A 16,944-nucleotide genomic window follows, 5' to 3' on the forward strand; every position below is an offset into this window, starting at 1 on the left:
CCGGTGACGACGATGAGCGGAGGACAGGCGGAGCGGGCATGCTCCGCTCCCGCTTGCACCGCATGGCGGAAGTCACTACCAACGCCGCTCGCTTGGCTTGTCGTGAAAATCTCTCGGGAACGGGTCTCTTGAAATCTTTCGATGTGGTGGTGATCGGCGCCGGCGCCGCCGGGATGATGTGCGCCGCCGAGGCCGGAAAGCGCGGGCGTTCGGTGCTGATCCTCGATCACGCCGCCAAGCCCGGCGAGAAGATCCGCATCTCCGGGGGAGGGCGGTGCAACTTCACCAACCTCAACGCCGCGCCCGCCAACTACATCTCGCAGAACCCGAGCTTCTGCATCTCGGCCCTGCGCCGCTACACGCAACGCGATTTCATCGCGCTCGTGGAGCGATACGGCATCGCTTATCATGAGAAGACGCTGGGTCAGCTGTTCTGCGACGGCTCCTCGCGGCAGATCGTGGATCTGCTCCTCGACGAGATGAGGCAGGCGGGCGTCACGCTGCGCCTGCGGACATCCGTCGCGGAGGTGGAGAAGACCGGCGACGGTTTTCATCTCGCGCTGTCGGACGGCGCCGTGCAGTGCCGCTCCCTTGTGGTGGCGACCGGCGGCAAGTCGATCCCGAAGATGGGCGCCACCGGCTTCGGCTACGATCTCGCGCAGCGTTTCGGCCTGAAGGTGGTGGAGACCCGTCCCGCGCTCGTGCCACTGACCCTGGAACCGACGATGCTCGAGCGGCTGGCGCCGCTCGCGGGCGTGTCGGTCGATGCGGTGGTGGGCTGCGGCAAGACCGCCTTCGCCGAGGCGATGCTGTTCACGCATCGGGGCCTGAGCGGCCCGTCGATCCTGCAGATCTCGTCCTATTGGCGCGAGGGCGCGGAGATCGCGGTCTCCCTGCTGCCGGGCGTGAACCTGTTCGAGGAGCTGCGCGCCGCCCGCGCGCAGAACGGCCGGCAGGCGCTGCAGACCGCGGTCTCGGCCTTTCTCCCCAAGCGTCTCGCGCAGCTCGTCACCGAGCAGGAGAAAGGGCCCGCGAACCTCGCCGATTGTTCCGACAAGGTCCTGCGGCGGATCGACGATTCCGTGAACCGCTGGCGCTTCAAGCCGGCGGGGTCGGAAGGCTACCGCACTGCCGAGGTGACGCTGGGCGGCGTCGACACAAGCGAGCTCGATTCCCGGACGATGGAAGTCAAGTCCGTGCCCGGGCTCTACATGATCGGCGAGGTGGTGGACGTGACCGGCTGGCTCGGCGGCTACAATTTCCAATGGGCCTGGTCGTCGGGCTGGTGCGCGGGGCAGGCGGCCTGAGCATCAAGCCTCGAGATGGGCTCCGCTCCTGCGCTGAATCCGATGCTCACGGAGAGGTACTCTTTTGAGCAATGGCGTTTGCCGACGCGCCCCATAGACTCGTTGCACCCGTCGCTCGACGCCGCTCTTGCGTGAATCCATGCGAGGCAACGAGAGATCCTTGATGCCCCAATCCGAAGCGTCGTCTGTCGTGTTTCATCGGAGCAGGCTGTTCCCGCCGAAGCCGCGACGGCTGGCATTCCATTCACCGTTTCGCCATCCAGGGCACAGGAGATCGAGATCATGGCCGTGATCATGGGCACCCCTTCCGACGACACCCTGCCGGGCACGGCGAGCGACGATTCGATCTCCGGTGGGAACGGCAACGACACCCTATGGGGCTTCGGTGGCCATGACACCCTGCGCGGGGAGCGAGGCAGCGACCTTCTGTACGGCGGCGCCGGCAATGACAGCCTGAGTGGCGGCGGATTCGGTTCGGATACCCTTTATGGCGGTTGGGGCAACGACACCCTGATCGGAGGAGACGTCAACGACGTCCTGCATGGCGGGGCCGGCGACGACCAGCTGATCGGCGACAGCGGCATCGATCCGATCGGCAGCGATTTCCTGCATGGCGGGTCCGGCAACGATACCCTGAGCGGCGGCAGGTTTGGTTTCGACACCCTGCAGGGCGGAAGCGGCCATGATCTCCTGACCGGGGGGCTCGACCGGAATACCCTGATGGGCGGGACCGGCGATGACACTTTGATCGGCGGTAGCGGCTCCCCCTTCGACGACGATTCTCTGAATGGTGGGGCCGGAAACGACTCTCTCGACGGCGGCGGTGGCGACGATACTCTCTCCGGCGGACGTGGCCAGGACAGCCTCCTCGGCGGAGCCCAGAACGACTGGCTTCACGGCGGAAGCGGGAACGACAGCCTCGAGGGTGGAGACGGCAACGACACCCTGATCGGCGGGGCCGGCAACGACACATTGCAGGGCGGGGCCGGGAGCGACGTTCTCATGGGCGGATCCGGGGCGGACACCTTCCGCTTCCAGCTCGGGGAATCCGGGATCACCACCGCGACGGCTGACGTCCTCGGCGACTGGCGCGCGTTCGACCGGATCGATATGGCCGTCGCCGGAACCGGGCTGAACTACGGCGAGGCCGCCACGAGCGCAAACTCCATCGAGGCTGCCGCCACGGCGGCAGAGAGCCTCTTCGCGGGCCCGTCCATCCGCTACGGGTTCCTCTACAATGGAGCAACGAACACGGGCTACCTTCTCGCGGACCTCGACCAGAACGGAACCTTCGAGACGGGGATCGGTCTTGGACGGGCAGGATCGGCGGCTGCGCTGGACTGGTCGAATATCATCTAGGCGCTACAGCATCGGACCCAAAAGTGGACTTGCACGTTTGGGATCAATCCGATGCTTTTTTCTCAAGAATGAGAGCATCGTCTTAGCGGACCCGAAGGGCCGCACGACGCCCCAGTTGCCGGGGCTCGCGCCCATCCACGCCCGACCAGGAGATCTCCCATGCAGACGCGACACCTCGGACCCTTGCAGGTTTCGGCCATCGGCCTCGGCTGCATGGGCATGTCGGAATTCTACGGCGGTCGCGACGAGGGCGAATCCATCGCTACGATCCACCGGGCCATCGAACTCGGCGTGACCTTCCTCGACACCGCCGACATGTACGGCGTCGGCCACAACGAGGAGCTCGTGGGCCGCGCCATCCGGGATCGCCGCGACCGGGTGGTGCTCGCCACCAAGTTCGGCAACGTGCGCGGGCCCAACGGGGAGCGGCTCGGCATCAGCGGCAAGCCCGATTACGTGCGCCAGGCCTGCGAGGCGAGCCTCAGGCGGCTGAAGGTCGATGTGATCGATCTCTACTACCAGCACCGGGTCGATCCCGAGACGCCCATCGAGGACACGGTCGGGGCCATGGCCGATCTCGTGCGCGAAGGCAAGGTGCGCCATCTGGGGCTGTCCGAGGCCGCGCCCCAGACCATCCGCCGCGCCCATGCGGTTCACCCCATCGCCGCGCTGCAGACGGAATATTCCCTCTGGAGCCGCGACCCGGAGGACGAGATCCTCGCCACCGTGCGCGAGCTCGGCATCGGCTTCGTGCCCTATTCGCCGCTCGGGCGCGGCTTCCTCACCGGGCAGATCAAGAGCATCGACGATCTGGAGCCTGACGATTTCCGCCGCAACTCCCCGCGCTTCGAGGGCGAGAACTTCCAGAAGAACCTCGACCTCGTGCGCGAGATCGAAGCGATGGCCCAGGAAAAGGGCTGCACGCCCGCGCAGCTCGCCCTCGCATGGGTGCTGGCGCAGGGCGACGACATCGTGCCGATCCCCGGCACGAAGCGGCGCAGCTACCTGGAGCAGAACGTCGGTGCTCTCGAGGTCACGCTCACGAAGGAAGACTTGGCACGGATCGACCGCATCATGCCGCCCGGCGCGGTGGCCGGAGCGCGCTACGCGGCGGCGGGCATGCAGACAGTCGGGCTCTAAGTGAAGACTGCAGCGGCAACGGACGCTGCGGTCCCATTCCTCGATTGCTCCTCCACCTTCCCACGTCTTCATCGTCCCGGCCGACCCGATCCGAAAAGCACGGCGCTTCACCGCGTCAGGATGACCGGCACAAGGCCGGTGATGACAAGGCGTTTGCGGAAAGGTGTGCAAAGACGTGGATGCCCGGCTCAAGGCCAAGCATGACGAGAGATGAAGCAGCCGCAGAGGCGAAGCCCGGAGGCAAGGCGTCGGAAGGTTCAGGCGAGCGCCGGGCCCATTCCTTGCAGGCGTCTGACGAGTTCGCTCACCTCCTCCTGCGTCTGGTAGAGACCAAACCCGATCCGCAGGCGGTTGCCCCGGACATCCGTGACCACATGGCGTTGCGTGAGTCCGGCGTGGAGATCTTGAGCCCCCGGGGTCTCGAAGGTCAGGAAGTTGCCGCGCCGCATCTCGTCCTCGGGCACCACGAGGCGGGCTCGGCCGAGCGCCGGGATGTCCGCGACATGCTGCACGAAGAGCTGCTGCAGCGCGATCGCATGCGCATGGACGATGGCAGGCGTGATGCCTTCATCCCGCAGCCAGCGCATCACGGCGTTGAAGCGGTAGAGGCCGGACGGATCGAAGGTCGCGCCCATGAAGCGCCAGCCGTCGGCGCTGTAGCCCACCTGTCCGGGCTGCGCGGCCGCGAGGGCGCCGAAGGCGGCGTACCACCCGGTGTCCCGCGGGCGCGGGCCCCAGTCCGGCGGGCAGTGCATGAAGCAGGCGCCTTCGCCCGCCATGGCGTATTTGTAGCCGCCCGCGATGTAGAAGGCGCGCTGTGCGACGGCGCTCAGGTCCATCGGCCGCGCCATGAAACCGTGATAGCCGTCGATCACCACCAGGGCGCGCTCGCCCGCGGCGTCCACGAGGCTTCGCACATCCGCGGCGAAGCCCGAATTGAAGAAGACCTGGCTGACGAAGACGAGATCGTGCTCGCCGGCTGCGGCTGATCGGAAACGATCCTCGAAGCTGGCGAAGGGCTCCACCTTCACGCGCGTGACGGCGGCGAGGCTTTCCTCCTCCAGGCGCGCGATCTGCCGGCTGAAGGAATGGAACTCGCCGTCCGAGGTCAGGATGCGGACCGGCCTGTCCGCAGGGAAGCAGGAGAGGATGCGCTTGAGGAATTCATGCGTGTTGGGCGCGACCGCGATGGTGCCGGAATCCGGCAGGTTGAGATGGCCCGCCGCATGCGCGCGGAATTCCTCGAGGACGGGGCCGAGCACGTGCTCCCACTTGTCGTCGACGAGGCGCGCGGCATCGTCCCAGGCCTGCAGATGCGCCGCGCGGGTCACGTCCGGCCAGGGATGGTGGCTGTGCGCGGCGAAATGCAGACGCTCCGGGGCGGCGTCGAGGAAGCGGGAGAAGCGGGAGCGCAGGTCGAGCATGGGAGACATCTCGGCGGCTCAGAGGTTGCCGCGCACGGACCAGAGCTCCGGGAAGAAGTAGCGGTCCAGCGCCTTGCGCAGATAGGTGACGCCCGTGCTGCCGCCGGTGCCGCGGCGCATGCCGATGATGCGCTCCACGGTCTTCATGTGCCGGAAGCGCCATTGCTGGAAGGAATCCTCGAGATCGACCAGCTCCTCGGCGAGTTCGTAGAGATCGAAATGCTCGTTCGAATGCCGGTAGATGTCCTCCCACACGGCCTCCACGCCGGGATGCGCGGTGTAGGGCTGCGTCACGTCGCGGTTCAGCACGTCGTCGGGAACGTCGTAGCCGCGGCGGGCCAGCAGGCGAAGAGCCTCGTCGTACAGGCTCGGCGCGCGATAGGCGGCGTCGAGCTGCACCGCGAGATCGCCGCGGTGCATGTGCGGCGCCATCTTCACGTCGTCCTTCGCTCCGAGCTTGAATTCCACGAGGCGGTATTGCCAGGACTGGAAGCCGGAGGAGCGGCCCAGCGCCGGCCTGAAGCTGAGATAGTCCGACGGCGTCATGGTGGAGAGCACCGTCCAGGCCTGGATCAGCTGTTCCTGGATCCGGTTGATGCGCGCCGTGCACTTGAAGGCGGGCGGCAGTTCGTCGGCGCGCAGATGCGCCAGCGCCGTGTCGAGCTCGCGGTTCAGGAGCTTGAGCCACAGCTCCATCACCTGATGGATGGTGATGAACAGAAGCTCGTCATGCTCCTGGGTGAGGGGCTTTTGAGACGACAGAAGAGCGTCGAGCTGGAGATAATCCCCGTAGCTCATGCTCTCCGAGAAATCCGTGTGAATTCCGTCCGCCGCTGACATGATGCCTTCCCTCGATACTGGTCCTGCCCGAGCACGTATCGTTCTCGGGTTGCGAAGAGGAAATAGGGGAGGCGAGAACATCGTCACGCGACGATCGCATGGAAAGGGGGAACACGAACCTGTCTCAAAAGTAGAAGAAAGTACAGTAGACTCTACTTTTGGGTGTGATGCCTAGCGCAACTTGCGGGCCCGGTTTTCCCGCACCGACGATGCGCTCCTTGTAAAAAGCGAGTATCGGATGAATCCCGAAAGTGGATTCCACTTTCGGGTCCGATGCTCTAGCGTGCGGCCCGATTTGTCCCTGAACGGAGTACCCACGCATGTCCGACGCACTTCCCGACCGCCTGTCCACCAACCCGAACAGCCCCTATTACAACGAGGAGCTGCTGGCCAAGGGCGTGGGCATCCGCTTCAACGGAGCCGAGAAGACCAACGTGGACGAGTATTGCGTCAGCGAGGGCTGGGTCCGCGTGATCGCCGGGAACGCGAAGGACCGCTTCGGCAATCCCATGACGATCAAGCTCAAGGGCACGGTCGAGCCCTACCTCCAGAGCGAGGCGTGAGCCTGCCGCCTCGGCGGCTTCAGGGATTGTTGCCGCCGGAGCCCGGCTGGGGCGGGGCCTTGCCGACCCGCGCGGGATCGGTGCCCTGAGGCGCATCCTCCGCGGGCTTCGCCTCGTCGGGTGCCGCCAGCTCATGGCTCGCCGGCTCGCGCGGCGGCGATCCGTCGTGCGGAGGAGCGCCGGTCACCAGCGCGCCGCCCATGTAGGACGGCGGGTCGCTGGCCGGGAAGGAATATTCCGAGCCTGCATCGACGAGGTCGTCCTCTGATTTCTTCGCGGTCACGGCCCATCCTCATGGTATGGCGGTTGCGTCTTACGAGGAAATGTCGCTGGGCCCGGGATGTTCGGGGGAGCGTCAAATAATCCGGAGAGGCAGCGGGCGCGCGAGGCTGTCCAGCCGCCATGATCGGGTCTTGCGGAGGCTCCGCACACCCGGCGTCATGCTCGACCATCCGTCCTCCTCCCGTCATGGCCGGGCGTGCCCCGGCCATCCACGTGTTATGCAGTGCGGGTCAACGCCGGAGATGACGACCCTATGGGCTATCTCCCGGAGAAGGCCGCGCGGGGGCCGACGAGCCCGAACATCGCGCCCTGCGGATCGCTCGCGACGATGATGTGGACGCCGCCCGGGACTTCGGCGGGGCCGTAATGGATCGTGCCGCCGTTCTCCGAGACGGCCTGCGCCGCGCGGTCGATCTCCTCGACGCCGAAATAGAAGGTCCAGGCCGGGGGAGGGCCGCCCTCCGTCCGGTTCATCATTGCGCCGATGGTTTGGCCCTGGTGCGTGATGAACTGATAGTCGCCCATCTCCCCCATCGGCATCGCATCGCCTTTCTCCCAGCCGAACAGATCGGCGTAGAACGCGAGCGCCGATGTCTGATCGCGGGCGGCGAGCTCGTTCCAGTGGCAATGGCCGCGCTCGGTCGGGGAGAAGGCCGTGCTCGTGGCGTCCATGGCGCCACGCATCACGTAGAACAGGACCCCTTGCGGATCGGCCAGCATCGCGAGCCGGCCCACGCCCGGGATGTCGGTGGGCGGCATGGGCTGAGCGCCGCCGGCCTGCACCACGCGGGCCGCCGCCGCGTCGACGTTCTCAACGCCCACATAGCCTAGCCAGATCGGTCGCATGCCAGCATTCTCGGCTCCCGCCGGGAGCGTCATGAACCCGGCCACGTCCGTGCCGTCGATCCCGAAGAGGCGGTAGCCCCTGTCGGATCCCTCCGCGGGCCGGCTCCGCCAGCCGATCACGGCGCCATAGAACCGCGCCGCCGCGTCGGCGTCGGTGGTCAGGAGTTCGTACCAGACGAAATCGCCATGCTGATTGGCCATCGGGGATCTCCTACACGTCGAGGATCGGCGCGAAGCCGCCGAAGATCATTCGTTTGGCGTCGAAGGGCATCTCGTCGGCCATGGCCTTCATGCGCGGATCGGTCATGATCTTGTGGTTCGCCGCGTCCCGGACCTCCTTCGAGGGATACTCAATCCAGCTGAACACCACCACCTCGCCGTCCTGCGCCTTCACGGCCATGCGGAAATCGGTGAGCTTGCCGTCCGGCACGTCGTCGCCCCAGCACTCGACCATGCGGGTCGCGCCGAATTCCTTGAACAGCGGCGCGGCGGACGCAGCGTGCCTGCGGTACTCTTCCTTCCTGTCGGCCGGCACGGCCAGAACGAATCCATCCACGTACGGCATCGGCGTCTCCCATCTGTCTCTGTTCTTGACATTTAGGTTGATATCAACATAATCGAGGCATGTCAAACAGCCGTGCCGACTCGTTCGAAACGACCCTCCTGGTGCGTGACACCTGCCTGTGCCTGCATGCGCAGCGGGCCGCGCGGACGCTGTCCCGGCTCTTCGACGAGGCGTTCCAGCCCCTCGGGCTCACCTCCGGACAGTTCTCCCTTCTCAATGCCCTCAACCGGCCGAAGCCGCCGGCGATCGGGGCGGTCGCGCACCTGCTCGCCATGGACCGGACGACCCTGACGGCGGCCCTGAAGCCGCTCGAGCGCGACGGTTTCGTGGCCGTGACCGTGGACCCTGACGACCGCCGCAGCCGCCTTCTGCACCTCACCGAGAAGGGGCGAAGCCTGCTGGCCGCGGCGGTGCCGGTCTGGCGCGACCTTCATGCGGCCGTCGAAGCGCAGCTCCCGGGCCTCGAGCCGGACCGCGTGCGCGGCGCCCTGAACAGCCTCGCCCGATCCGGACCGTCGAAGAAGGGGCGCTAGGGCCCTTCCTTCATCGTCTCGCCTCTCCTCCGTCATCCCCAGGCTTGGCCTGGGGATCCACGTCTTCTGACGTTGCGCTTCCAAGACGTGGATGGCCGTGACAAGCACGGCCATGACGAGAGCGGGTCATGACGAGAGGGGCTGTGGGGGAGGCGCCGTGACGGGTGGGAAACGGTGCGCCCGTCGGAACGCAACCCGGCCCGACGACTGGACGCGGGACCATCGCGCCCAAGATTCAAGACAAGCTTGCCGAGGAGGCTCGTCCTCGAGAAAGGCTTGTCCCGCATGGTCTCACGCAGGACTCATAGGCGAATCTCCGCGGTCGCGGCGGCGGCCATCCTGGCGGGGTCGCAGGCGCTGGCCCATAGCTGGTATCCGGCCTGGTGCTGCAGCGACCACGATTGCCGCGAACTGGGGGGCGTCAGGGGTGAAACCGTCACCGAAACGGAGGACGGCTACCGGCTCTGGGACGGCCGCCTGATCCGTCGGGAGAATGCCAAGCCGTCGCCCGACCGGCACTTCCACATGTGCGAGGAGCCCACCACCCGGGCCATCGTCTGCTTCTTCGCCCCGCAGGGACAATCATGAGGGCGGCCCGCCGCATGGCGGTTCTCGGCGCGGCGCTGCTCGCCCTCTCGGCCGCGCCGTCCCGGTCCCAGCCGCTTCCCGATCCCGGCCTTGAGGCCGCGGACCCGCCGGGCCTGCCCCCGATCGGCAAGTGGATGCTCACGGCGCAGGGCGTGCCGTCGGATTGGCTCGGGGAAATCTACCAGGGCAAGGTTCTGCGCGAGCCGATCAACGTGATCGTCATCGACGACGCCGCCGTCAGCGCGCAGGATGCGACCGCGCGGCTGCTCGCGGCGGCGGCGCGGGCGGGCTATCCCGTCCGCCTTGGGCATTCCACCGGCTACCAGGCGCTGATCGGCCGAGAGCTTTATGCGCAGCTGCCCAAGGGCTGGGACGACGCCCTGTCCGACGAGGTGTTCGAGCTCAGCAACAATCATGGCCGGCTCTTCGGCCCCTACCGGCTGGGGCCATCCTATCTCTTCACGGGAGCCTTCAGCCGCGAGCGGGTCGACCCGTTCCGCTGGCCGGGCCATCGCTACGCGTCCTTCAACCAGGCCCGGGACGATTTCGCCCGGCGGCTCGACCGCAGCACCGCCTACAAGGCGGCAGGGTCCGTCAGCCTCGGCAACAGCCTGACGGACGATCCGGCGCTGACGACCGGCGATCACGACGGACAGGCGGCTGTCCTGCGGGCGAGCCGATAGCGCGCTTAAGGGTGGGTCCCGGCGAGGAAGCCCGCGAACGCCTTCGGGTCCACGTTGCCGCCGCTGATGATGACGCCGACGCGCTTGCCCTTGCAGGGCACGATTCCGTGGAGGGCCGCCGCCGCGGCGAGGCAGCCCGTGGGCTCCACCACGATCTTCATGCGCTCGGCGAAGAAGCGCATCGTGTCCACCAGCATGCTGTCGCTCACCGTCACCATGTCGTTCACGAGCGCGCGGATGATCGGGAAGGTCTTCTGGCCGATATACGTGGTCTGGGCTCCGTCCGCGATGGTGACGGGCACCGGGATGCGCACGATGGCGCCTGTGCGGAAGGATTGCTGCGCGTCGTTGCCCGCTTCCGGCTCCACGCCGTAGATGCGGCAGGCGGGGGAGAGCGCCCGGGCGGCGAGCGCCGAGCCCGCCAGCAGCCCGCCTCCGCCGACGCAGACGAGCAGCATGTCGAGTGGCCCGACCTCCTCGATCAGTTCCTTCGTGGCGGTGCCCTGGCCGGCGATCACGTCCTCGTGGTCATAAGGTGGGATGAGCGTCAGGCCGCGCTCGGCCGAGAGCCTGCGGCCGATCTCCTCCCGGTCCTCGCTGTAGCGGTCGTAGAGCACCACCTCGCCGCCATAGCCCTTGGTGGCGGCCACCTTCATGGCGGGCGCGTCCTTGGGCATGATGATCACGGTCGGCACGTTCTGGAGCTGGCCCGCATAGGCGATGGCCTGCGCGTGATTGCCCGAGGAGAACGCCACCACGCCGCGCCGCTTCGCGTCGTCCGGCAGCCGCGCGATGGCGTTGTAGGCCCCGCGGAACTTGAAGGCGCCGCCCCGCTGCAGGTTCTCCGCCTTGAAGAACAGCTTGGCGCCGGTGCGCTCGTCGGCCGTGCGAGAGGTGAGCACGGGCGTGCGATGGGCCACATCCGCGATCCGCCACGCCGCCGTGGTCACGTCGTCGTAGGTGGGAAGGCTCGGCTTGTCGGCGGGGGCAGGCGCGGCGGGGTTCGTGATCGTCATGGCTCATCCTACGCGATGCAGGTTCCCGGGAGGAGCCTGCCGGTCTCTCAAGGTTCGGTTCTCTCCGGCAGGCATAGCATGTGTGGGAACCTGGACAAGGCGCATGTCGCGGCCGTGGGCAGGGGCATGACGGAGAGGTGTCGTCAGCCTCTCCCGGTCATGCCCTCCTCGTCGTCACCGACCCTCTCCACGTCATGCCCGGCGCTTTAAGCCGGACCCGAAGGGCCGCGCCGAGGGCATGGACTTCCACCTCTTTGACCCGGCGCGGTTCGTCAAGACGTGGATGGCCGCAACAGGCGCGGCCATGATGGCAGGAGACCATGACGGCGCAGTGCGGGGGTGACGGTGTGGGAGCGACACGTCTCTGCGAAGCGCGACGGGTGAACTCCCCTTAAGGGCAGCCGCCGTCACGGCGCGGCGGCGGAACGCTGGCCAGCCGAAGCCGTTCTCCGCTGAAGCAATCTCGAGAGGAGGCTCGCCATGGATCTGTGGCGGATGATTTTGTCGGAGCACGCGAATATCGAGGAGCTCTGCCGCGAGGTGATCGACGCGACACCGACGGGCCCCAACAGCCGCGCTGAATTGTTTGCCGATCTGCAGGACGAGTTCGAGCGCCACATTTCGGCCAAGCAGAACGTTCTCTATCCGGCGCTTGCCGAGGACGGACGCACGGAAACCTATCTTCACGAGCTCGACGACGAGCATCGCGACATTCAACGCAGGCTCGATGCGCTCGCCGCCCAGCCGAACAAGAACACGCGCCAATGGGCGCTCGACTTCAAGGAACTCGTCGGCGTGATCCGCCACGCCTTCAGCCTGGAGGAGAACGGCGCCCTGGTGGCGGCCCGCGGGATCATCTCCGGTGAGGAAGCGGATGCGCTGCGGCGCGCCTACGAGCGCGAGAAGATCGCCTCCTACGAGGCGTCGCGCTGGTTCATGCCGCAGGCGATGATGCCAAGCCGCTACGGCATGCCGACGGGCCTCACCTTCGGCGTTCTGGCGGGCGCGCTCGCCATCGGCGGCGCCGCCCTGGCCTGGAGCCTGTCGAAGGGCACGACCTCGCGGGCGAACCGTCCCTTGCGTCCCGCGCCGCGCCGTCCCCAGCCCCCGTTCCCGCTCGACAGCGGCGTGATCGACCGCTCCCTGAGCCGCCGCGGCCTGGAAGGCCGCGCCTCCTCCGGTCCCGCGGGAGCCTCGCGCGGCATGGCTTCCTCACGCAGCACGGGCTCAGATCAGGGCTTGGGGGTGTCTTCGGGCATAGGAGCCGTTGCAGGTTCTTCGTTCGATGCAGACGGATCGCGGTCCACGGGCGCAGCCGGCTCCACCGCCGGGCGGACGGACCGCCCGGCATCGGGCGACACGGGCGCGGCCGGTTCGGGCGCGGGATCGGACGAGCATTGGTTCTCGTCCGCCAATCCGCCTCGTGCGCCCTCCGGCCTCTCGACGCCCCTGCAGCCCGGCGGAACCTCCCCCGGCACCAGCCCGGCCGCCTCGGTCGGCTCCATCGGCACCGGCGGCGGCCAGACGGAGAACCGGGACACAGGCACGCCGAAGACCGGCGGAGCCTGAGGCTCGACAGGCGGGATCGGCGAGGGCCGATCCGGCGTCGGAGCTGATTCCACGCCCGTGGAACCAGCTCTTTTCTCCGCCTCGCCGCACGATCGTGCGGCGAGGCGGATACCTTCGTCGAACGATGCCCGCAATCCCGGCCCGCTTACCTTCCCGAAAGCTCCTGTGTTCTAGAACCGGTCTTCCGAAAGGGAGATGCTCGTTGACCTATCTTGCCAGGGCCGGAAGGCTCGTCGTTTCCGCCATAATCGTCTCCGGCCTGCTTCCCATGGCGTGCCGCGCCGCGGATGAGACCGGCGCCATCGCCGGCATCGTGGATCGCGCCGTCCGTCCGATCATGAAGCAATACGACGTTCCGGGAATCGCCGTGGCCGTCACGGTCGACGGCCGGTCATCCTTTTTCAGCTACGGCGTCGCGTCGAAGGAGAGCGGGGCTCCGGTGACGAAGGACACGCTCTTCGAGCTCGGCTCCGTCAGCAAGACCTTCACGGCTACTCTGGTGTCCTATGCGCAGGCCCTGGGCAAGGTGTCGCTCGACGATCACCCGGGCCAGTACGTGCCGCCATTGCGCGGCAGCGCCATCGACCGGGCGAGCCTCCTCCAGCTCGGGACCTATACCGCGGGCGGGCTGCCGCTCCAGTTCCCCGATTCCGTCGCGGACGATGCCACGATGATCGCCTATTTCCGGCAATGGAAGCCGTCCGCCGCTCCGGGCGCGCAGCGGCGATACTCCAATCCGAGCCTCGGCCTGTTCGGGCACATGGGCGCGCTGGCGCTGGGGCGCGGCTTCGCCGATGCGATGGAGACGGAGATCTTCCCCAAACTCGGTCTCGGCGACAGCCATGTCCGGGTCCCAGAGGCGGCGATGGCGCGCTATGCCTGGGGCTACACGAAGGCCGGCAAGCCGGTCCGGGTGAATCCGGGCATGTTCGACGCGCAGGCCTATGGGGTCAAATCCACCGCCGCCGACCTGATCCGTTACGTCGAGGCCCATCTGCGGCCCGAGAGTCTCGACGGGCCGATCCGGCGCGCCGTCGAGGGCACCCATGTTGGATACTTCAAGATCGGCGAGATGGTGCAGGGGCTCGGGTGGGAGCAGTACCCGTATCCGGTCTCGTTGGAGCGGCTGCTCGCCGGCAATTCCGCCACGATGGCGACGCAGCCCCAGCCCGCGACGCCGCTCGCCCCGCCGCAGGCGCCCGCGCGGCCGACGCTGTTCAACAAGACCGGCTCCACGAACGGCTTCGCGTCCTATGTCGCCTTCGTGCCCGAGAGGAGGATCGGCATCGTGATGCTGGCGAACAAGAATGTGCCGGTTCCCGCGCGCATCACGGCGGCGCATGCGGTGCTCGAGCACCTTGCCGCGACGGGTGAGGACGGGCGGTCCCGGCGGTGAGAGGCCTGCCGAAGGCGGGCCTCACGTTTCCTTCACGTTCGTGCCCCAGCGGAGATGCAGAAAACGCTCCCAGGGCGAGAACAGCAGACGGTCCACGAGAAGGCCGATCACCACGATCACGATCATCACGCCGATCACCTGCTCCATGGCGTTGAGCTCGCGCCCGTAATGGAGCAGGTGGCCGAGCCCGAAGCCGGTGAGGATCGTGACATAGATCTCCGCCGCCATCAGCGAGCGCCAGGCGAAGGCCCAGCCCTGCTTCATGCCGCTGACCAGAAAGGGCAGCGATGCGGGCAGGATCACCCGCGTCCACTTGTGGAATCCTTCCGACCCCATGGTGCGCGCGGCGCGGGCGAAGATCGGCGGAATGTTGCGCGCGCCGTGATCGGTGGCGATGATCACGGACCACACGGTGCCCATGATCACCACGAAGAGCATCGCGCCCTCGGTCTGGCCGAACCACACGAGGGCGAGCGGCACCCAGCACACGCTCGGTAGCGTCTGGAAGCCCAGCGCCAGCGCGCCGACGGTGTCCTCCAGGAACTGCGACGTGCTGGTGAGAAGCCCGAGCGGCAGGCCGATGAGGACTCCGGCCGCATAGCCGACGAGCAGGCGCTTCAAGGTCACCCAGGTGGATTCGACGAGCGTGCCGTCGAGGATCGCGCCCCAGATGTACTCGCCCACGAAGATGGGTGAGGGCAGCAGCACCGCGGACCAGCGTCCGCTGCGCACGGCGAGTTCCCACGCGCCGATGAGCACGGCGAAGAAGAGGAGAGCGACGGCCAGGCGCCTCATTCGGATACGACTCCGTTCTTGCTGCCCTTCAGGGCCGCCGCGATCCGCGAGGCGTAGGACGCAAGCTCGGGGCTGTTGATGTCGCGCGGGCGGGGCAGGGGTATCTCGAACACCTGCGCGATGCGTCCCGGCGAGGGCGACATGAGCACGATGCGATCCCCTAAGCACACCGCCTCGCGCACGTTGTGCGTGACGAAGATGATGGTCTTGCGGCTTTCCATCCAGATGCGCTGGATGTCGTCGTAGAGCTGGTCGCGCGTCATCGCGTCGAGCGCCGCGAAGGGCTCGTCCATCAGCAGCACGTGCGGATCGGGCGCGAGAGCGCGCGCGAGCGCCACGCGCTGCTTCATGCCGCCGGAGAGTTCGTGCACATGGGCGTGCTTGAACTTCGCGAGGCCCACGAGATCGAGATATTCGTTCGCGATCCGGCGGCGCTCCGCGTTGGTGAGGTCCGGCCGCAGCTTCAGGCCGAACATCACGTTGCCGAAGGCGTCGAGCCATGGGAACAGGGCCGATTCCTGGAACATCACCAGGCGCTGGCGGCCGGGGCCCTCCACCACCTTGCCGTCGGCGATGACGCGGCCCTCGTCGGGTTTGGTGAGGCCCGCGACGATGTCGAGCAGCGTGGATTTTCCGCAGCCGCTGGGGCCCAGCAGGCACACGAACTCGCCCTTCGCCACGGACAGGGACACGTTGTCTAACGCCTGCACGATGTTGCGCTTGGGCGTGAACCATTTCGACACGCCCTCGATGACGAGCTTGGGAGGTCGTGTCTCGGATGAAACGGCGGGGGAGCCCTCCATCAAGGCGCCTCGATCAGGCGGTTGAGATCGGGCGTGCCGCGCAGGAAGCCCACGGCCTGCGCGCTCGTGACGAAAGACTGGAACGCGTTCAGCGTCACGTCGGCCGTGATGATCATGCGCGCCCAGGCCCGCGCCACGAGCTCGGGCTCCATGCCGAGCCTGAACGACGCCTGCAGCTCCTCGCGGGCAAGGCGTTGCGCCTCGTCCGGGTTCTGTGCGATCCACGCGGTGAGCTCGCGATGCGCCGCCACGAAGCGCCGGGCGAGGTCGCGCTTTCGCGCGAGGAAATCCGCGCTCGACACGAGCACGGTGGTGATCGCGTCCTTCTCCTCCACCAGCACCTTGCCGCCGGCTTCCGATTCGAGGCGCGACACCCAGGGCTCCACGGTCCACACCCCGTCGAGCTGGCCGCCCTTGAACAGGGACAGCTGATCGGGATTGCTCGTCGGCACCACCTGGGCGTCGCCGCCCGTCTGCGTGATGCGCAGGCCGCCGGCGACGAGCCAGGCGCGGGCGGCCACATCCTGCGTGTTGCCGAATTGCGGCGTCGCGATGCGCTTGCCCTTGAAGTCGGCGGGTTTCGCGAGGGTGGAATCGCCCTGCACCACGAGGGCCGATCCGCCGTTCACGGCGCCCGCGATCACGCGCACCTCGCTTCCGCGCGAACGCGCATAGGCATTGAGCGCCGGGTTCGGGCCCACATAGGTGAGATCGAGCGACTTGGCGAAGATCGCCTCCATGGCACTCGGGCCCGCGTTGTAGACATACCATTCGATCTTGGTCCCCGGTCCCAGCCGCTCGGCGAACCAGCTCTTGCCCTGCCGCTCCATGGCGCGGGCCACGAGCGCCTGCACATGGGTGATGTTGGGAAAATGCCCGACCCGAAGAATCGTCGCCTCCTGTGCGGAGGACGCCTGCGCCACCAACCACGACGCCAGGACCACCAGAGACATCCGCCATCCGTGCCGCATCGCATCGATCCTCCGCAAACAAGATCAGGCTAGGCGATCCGTCCGGAAGGTCAATGGAGGACGCCGCCGGGACGGAGGCAAGGATGGTCAGAAGCAAGGCGTCTAGTAAGGTCCAAGTACAGCTCTCAGTAATACCAAAGTACGTCTCTCCGTACAGTCCCAAGTTCCTGTCGCTCAGGTCGCGGACGGGCCGGATCGACATCTTGATCGGGCGATGCAAAACCCGTGTCTTCATCTTCAAAGGTTGTTGTATTCAAACGCTAT

At 67.2% G+C, this 16,944-nt stretch carries 18 protein-coding genes; 9 read left to right on the top strand and 9 right to left on the bottom strand.

The window, feature by feature from the left end; genetic code table 11:
• Positions 1–128: 128 nt before the first annotated feature.
• The 3 genes from E4K09_RS00790 (at position 129) to E4K09_RS00800 (ending at position 3,806) form a co-directional block, all read left to right on the top strand.
• Entirely contained in the window at positions 129–1,307 is a 1,179-nt protein-coding gene (locus E4K09_RS00790) for a BaiN/RdsA family NAD(P)/FAD-dependent oxidoreductase (RefSeq protein WP_134494303.1), read from the top strand.
• Between the two features lie 282 nt (positions 1,308–1,589).
• Positions 1,590–2,666 (top strand): calcium-binding protein, encoded by a 1,077-nt coding sequence (locus tag E4K09_RS30590; RefSeq protein WP_134494305.1) that lies wholly within the window; start codon positions 1,590–1,592, stop codon positions 2,664–2,666.
• 159 nt (positions 2,667–2,825) lie between these two features.
• Complete coding sequence (locus E4K09_RS00800; RefSeq protein WP_134494307.1) at positions 2,826–3,806, top strand: aldo/keto reductase; 981 nt, start codon at positions 2,826–2,828, stop codon at positions 3,804–3,806.
• 257 nt (positions 3,807–4,063) lie between these two features.
• On the opposite strand, the gene E4K09_RS00805 is transcribed toward E4K09_RS00800, so the two are convergent.
• Together E4K09_RS00805 and kynA are read right to left on the bottom strand one after the other, a co-directional pair.
• On the bottom strand, positions 4,064–5,230 hold the full coding sequence (locus tag E4K09_RS00805) for an aminotransferase class V-fold PLP-dependent enzyme (protein WP_134494309.1): 1,167 nt from the start codon (positions 5,228–5,230) through the stop codon (positions 4,064–4,066).
• 18 nt (positions 5,231–5,248) lie between these two features.
• On the bottom strand, positions 5,249–6,070 hold the full coding sequence (kynA, locus tag E4K09_RS00810; RefSeq protein WP_134494311.1) for a tryptophan 2,3-dioxygenase: 822 nt from the start codon (positions 6,068–6,070) through the stop codon (positions 5,249–5,251).
• Positions 6,071–6,390: 320 nt separating this feature from the next.
• On the opposite strand from kynA, the gene E4K09_RS00815 reads away from it, so the two are divergent.
• A complete protein-coding gene (locus E4K09_RS00815) occupies positions 6,391–6,633 on the top strand; it encodes a DUF3297 family protein (RefSeq protein ID WP_134494313.1) in 243 nt (80 codons plus the stop codon).
• Positions 6,634–6,652: 19 nt separating this feature from the next.
• On the opposite strand, the gene E4K09_RS00820 is transcribed toward E4K09_RS00815, so the two are convergent.
• From E4K09_RS00820 to E4K09_RS00830, 3 genes are all read right to left on the bottom strand, one after another.
• Positions 6,653–6,916 carry a hypothetical protein gene (locus tag E4K09_RS00820; protein WP_134494315.1) on the bottom strand — a complete coding sequence of 88 codons (264 nt, stop codon included), beginning with the start codon at positions 6,914–6,916 and terminating at the stop codon, positions 6,653–6,655.
• Between the two features lie 257 nt (positions 6,917–7,173).
• Positions 7,174–7,962 (bottom strand): VOC family protein, encoded by a 789-nt coding sequence (locus E4K09_RS00825; RefSeq protein WP_134494316.1) that lies wholly within the window; start codon positions 7,960–7,962, stop codon positions 7,174–7,176.
• 10 nt (positions 7,963–7,972) lie between these two features.
• Positions 7,973–8,326, bottom strand: a complete 354-nt coding sequence (locus tag E4K09_RS00830) for a DUF1428 domain-containing protein (RefSeq protein ID WP_134494318.1) — start codon at positions 8,324–8,326, stop codon at positions 7,973–7,975.
• Positions 8,327–8,385: 59 nt separating this feature from the next.
• Between E4K09_RS00830 and E4K09_RS00835 the strand changes: the two genes are divergently transcribed.
• The 3 genes from E4K09_RS00835 to E4K09_RS00845 all read left to right on the top strand — a co-directional run bounded on the left by E4K09_RS00835 (position 8,386) and on the right by E4K09_RS00845 (position 10,130).
• The gene (locus E4K09_RS00835) at positions 8,386–8,859 is read left to right on the top strand and encodes a MarR family winged helix-turn-helix transcriptional regulator (protein WP_134494320.1); all 474 of its coding nucleotides are present in this window, start codon (positions 8,386–8,388) and stop codon (positions 8,857–8,859) included.
• Positions 8,860–9,135: 276 nt separating this feature from the next.
• Complete coding sequence (locus E4K09_RS00840) at positions 9,136–9,447, top strand: hypothetical protein (RefSeq protein WP_134494321.1); 312 nt, start codon at positions 9,136–9,138, stop codon at positions 9,445–9,447.
• Entirely contained in the window at positions 9,444–10,130 is a 687-nt protein-coding gene (locus E4K09_RS00845; RefSeq protein ID WP_134494323.1) for a hypothetical protein, read from the top strand. The genes E4K09_RS00840 and E4K09_RS00845 overlap by 4 nt, the downstream gene beginning before the upstream one ends.
• Positions 10,131–10,135: 5 nt before the next feature.
• Here the strand turns inward: E4K09_RS00845 and E4K09_RS00850 are convergent, their stop codons facing one another.
• Positions 10,136–11,146 carry a threo-3-hydroxy-L-aspartate ammonia-lyase gene (locus E4K09_RS00850; RefSeq protein WP_134494325.1) on the bottom strand — a complete coding sequence of 337 codons (1,011 nt, stop codon included), beginning with the start codon at positions 11,144–11,146 and terminating at the stop codon, positions 10,136–10,138.
• Positions 11,147–11,626: 480 nt separating this feature from the next.
• Here E4K09_RS00850 and E4K09_RS00855 point away from each other — a divergent pair, with 480 nt between their 5' ends.
• Both E4K09_RS00855 and ampC read left to right on the top strand, forming a co-directional pair.
• Entirely contained in the window at positions 11,627–12,715 is a 1,089-nt protein-coding gene (locus tag E4K09_RS00855; RefSeq protein WP_134494327.1) for a hemerythrin domain-containing protein, read from the top strand.
• Positions 12,716–12,983: 268 nt separating this feature from the next.
• Positions 12,984–14,111: a class C beta-lactamase gene (ampC, locus tag E4K09_RS00860; protein ID WP_425293798.1), complete on the top strand. Its 1,128-nt coding sequence runs from the start codon at positions 12,984–12,986 to the stop codon at positions 14,109–14,111.
• Between the two features lie 21 nt (positions 14,112–14,132).
• Here ampC and E4K09_RS00865 read toward each other — a convergent pair whose 3' ends face one another.
• Genes E4K09_RS00865 through E4K09_RS00875 form a run of 3 tightly spaced genes read right to left on the bottom strand, consistent with a single transcriptional unit; the run spans position 14,133 to position 16,662 of the window.
• Positions 14,133–14,906 carry an ABC transporter permease gene (locus tag E4K09_RS00865; RefSeq protein WP_134494331.1) on the bottom strand — a complete coding sequence of 258 codons (774 nt, stop codon included), beginning with the start codon at positions 14,904–14,906 and terminating at the stop codon, positions 14,133–14,135.
• Complete coding sequence (locus E4K09_RS00870) at positions 14,903–15,709, bottom strand: ABC transporter ATP-binding protein (RefSeq protein ID WP_134494333.1); 807 nt, start codon at positions 15,707–15,709, stop codon at positions 14,903–14,905. Before E4K09_RS00870 ends, E4K09_RS00865 begins: the two co-directional genes overlap by 4 nt.
• On the bottom strand, positions 15,709–16,662 hold the full coding sequence (locus tag E4K09_RS00875) for an ABC transporter substrate-binding protein (RefSeq protein ID WP_244610296.1): 954 nt from the start codon (positions 16,660–16,662) through the stop codon (positions 15,709–15,711). The genes E4K09_RS00870 and E4K09_RS00875 overlap by 1 nt, the downstream gene beginning before the upstream one ends.
• Between the last annotated feature and the right edge of the window lie 282 nt (positions 16,663–16,944).

The organism is Microvirga pakistanensis (genome assembly GCF_004458765.1).
Taxonomy (GTDB): domain Bacteria; phylum Pseudomonadota; class Alphaproteobacteria; order Rhizobiales; family Beijerinckiaceae; genus Microvirga; species Microvirga pakistanensis.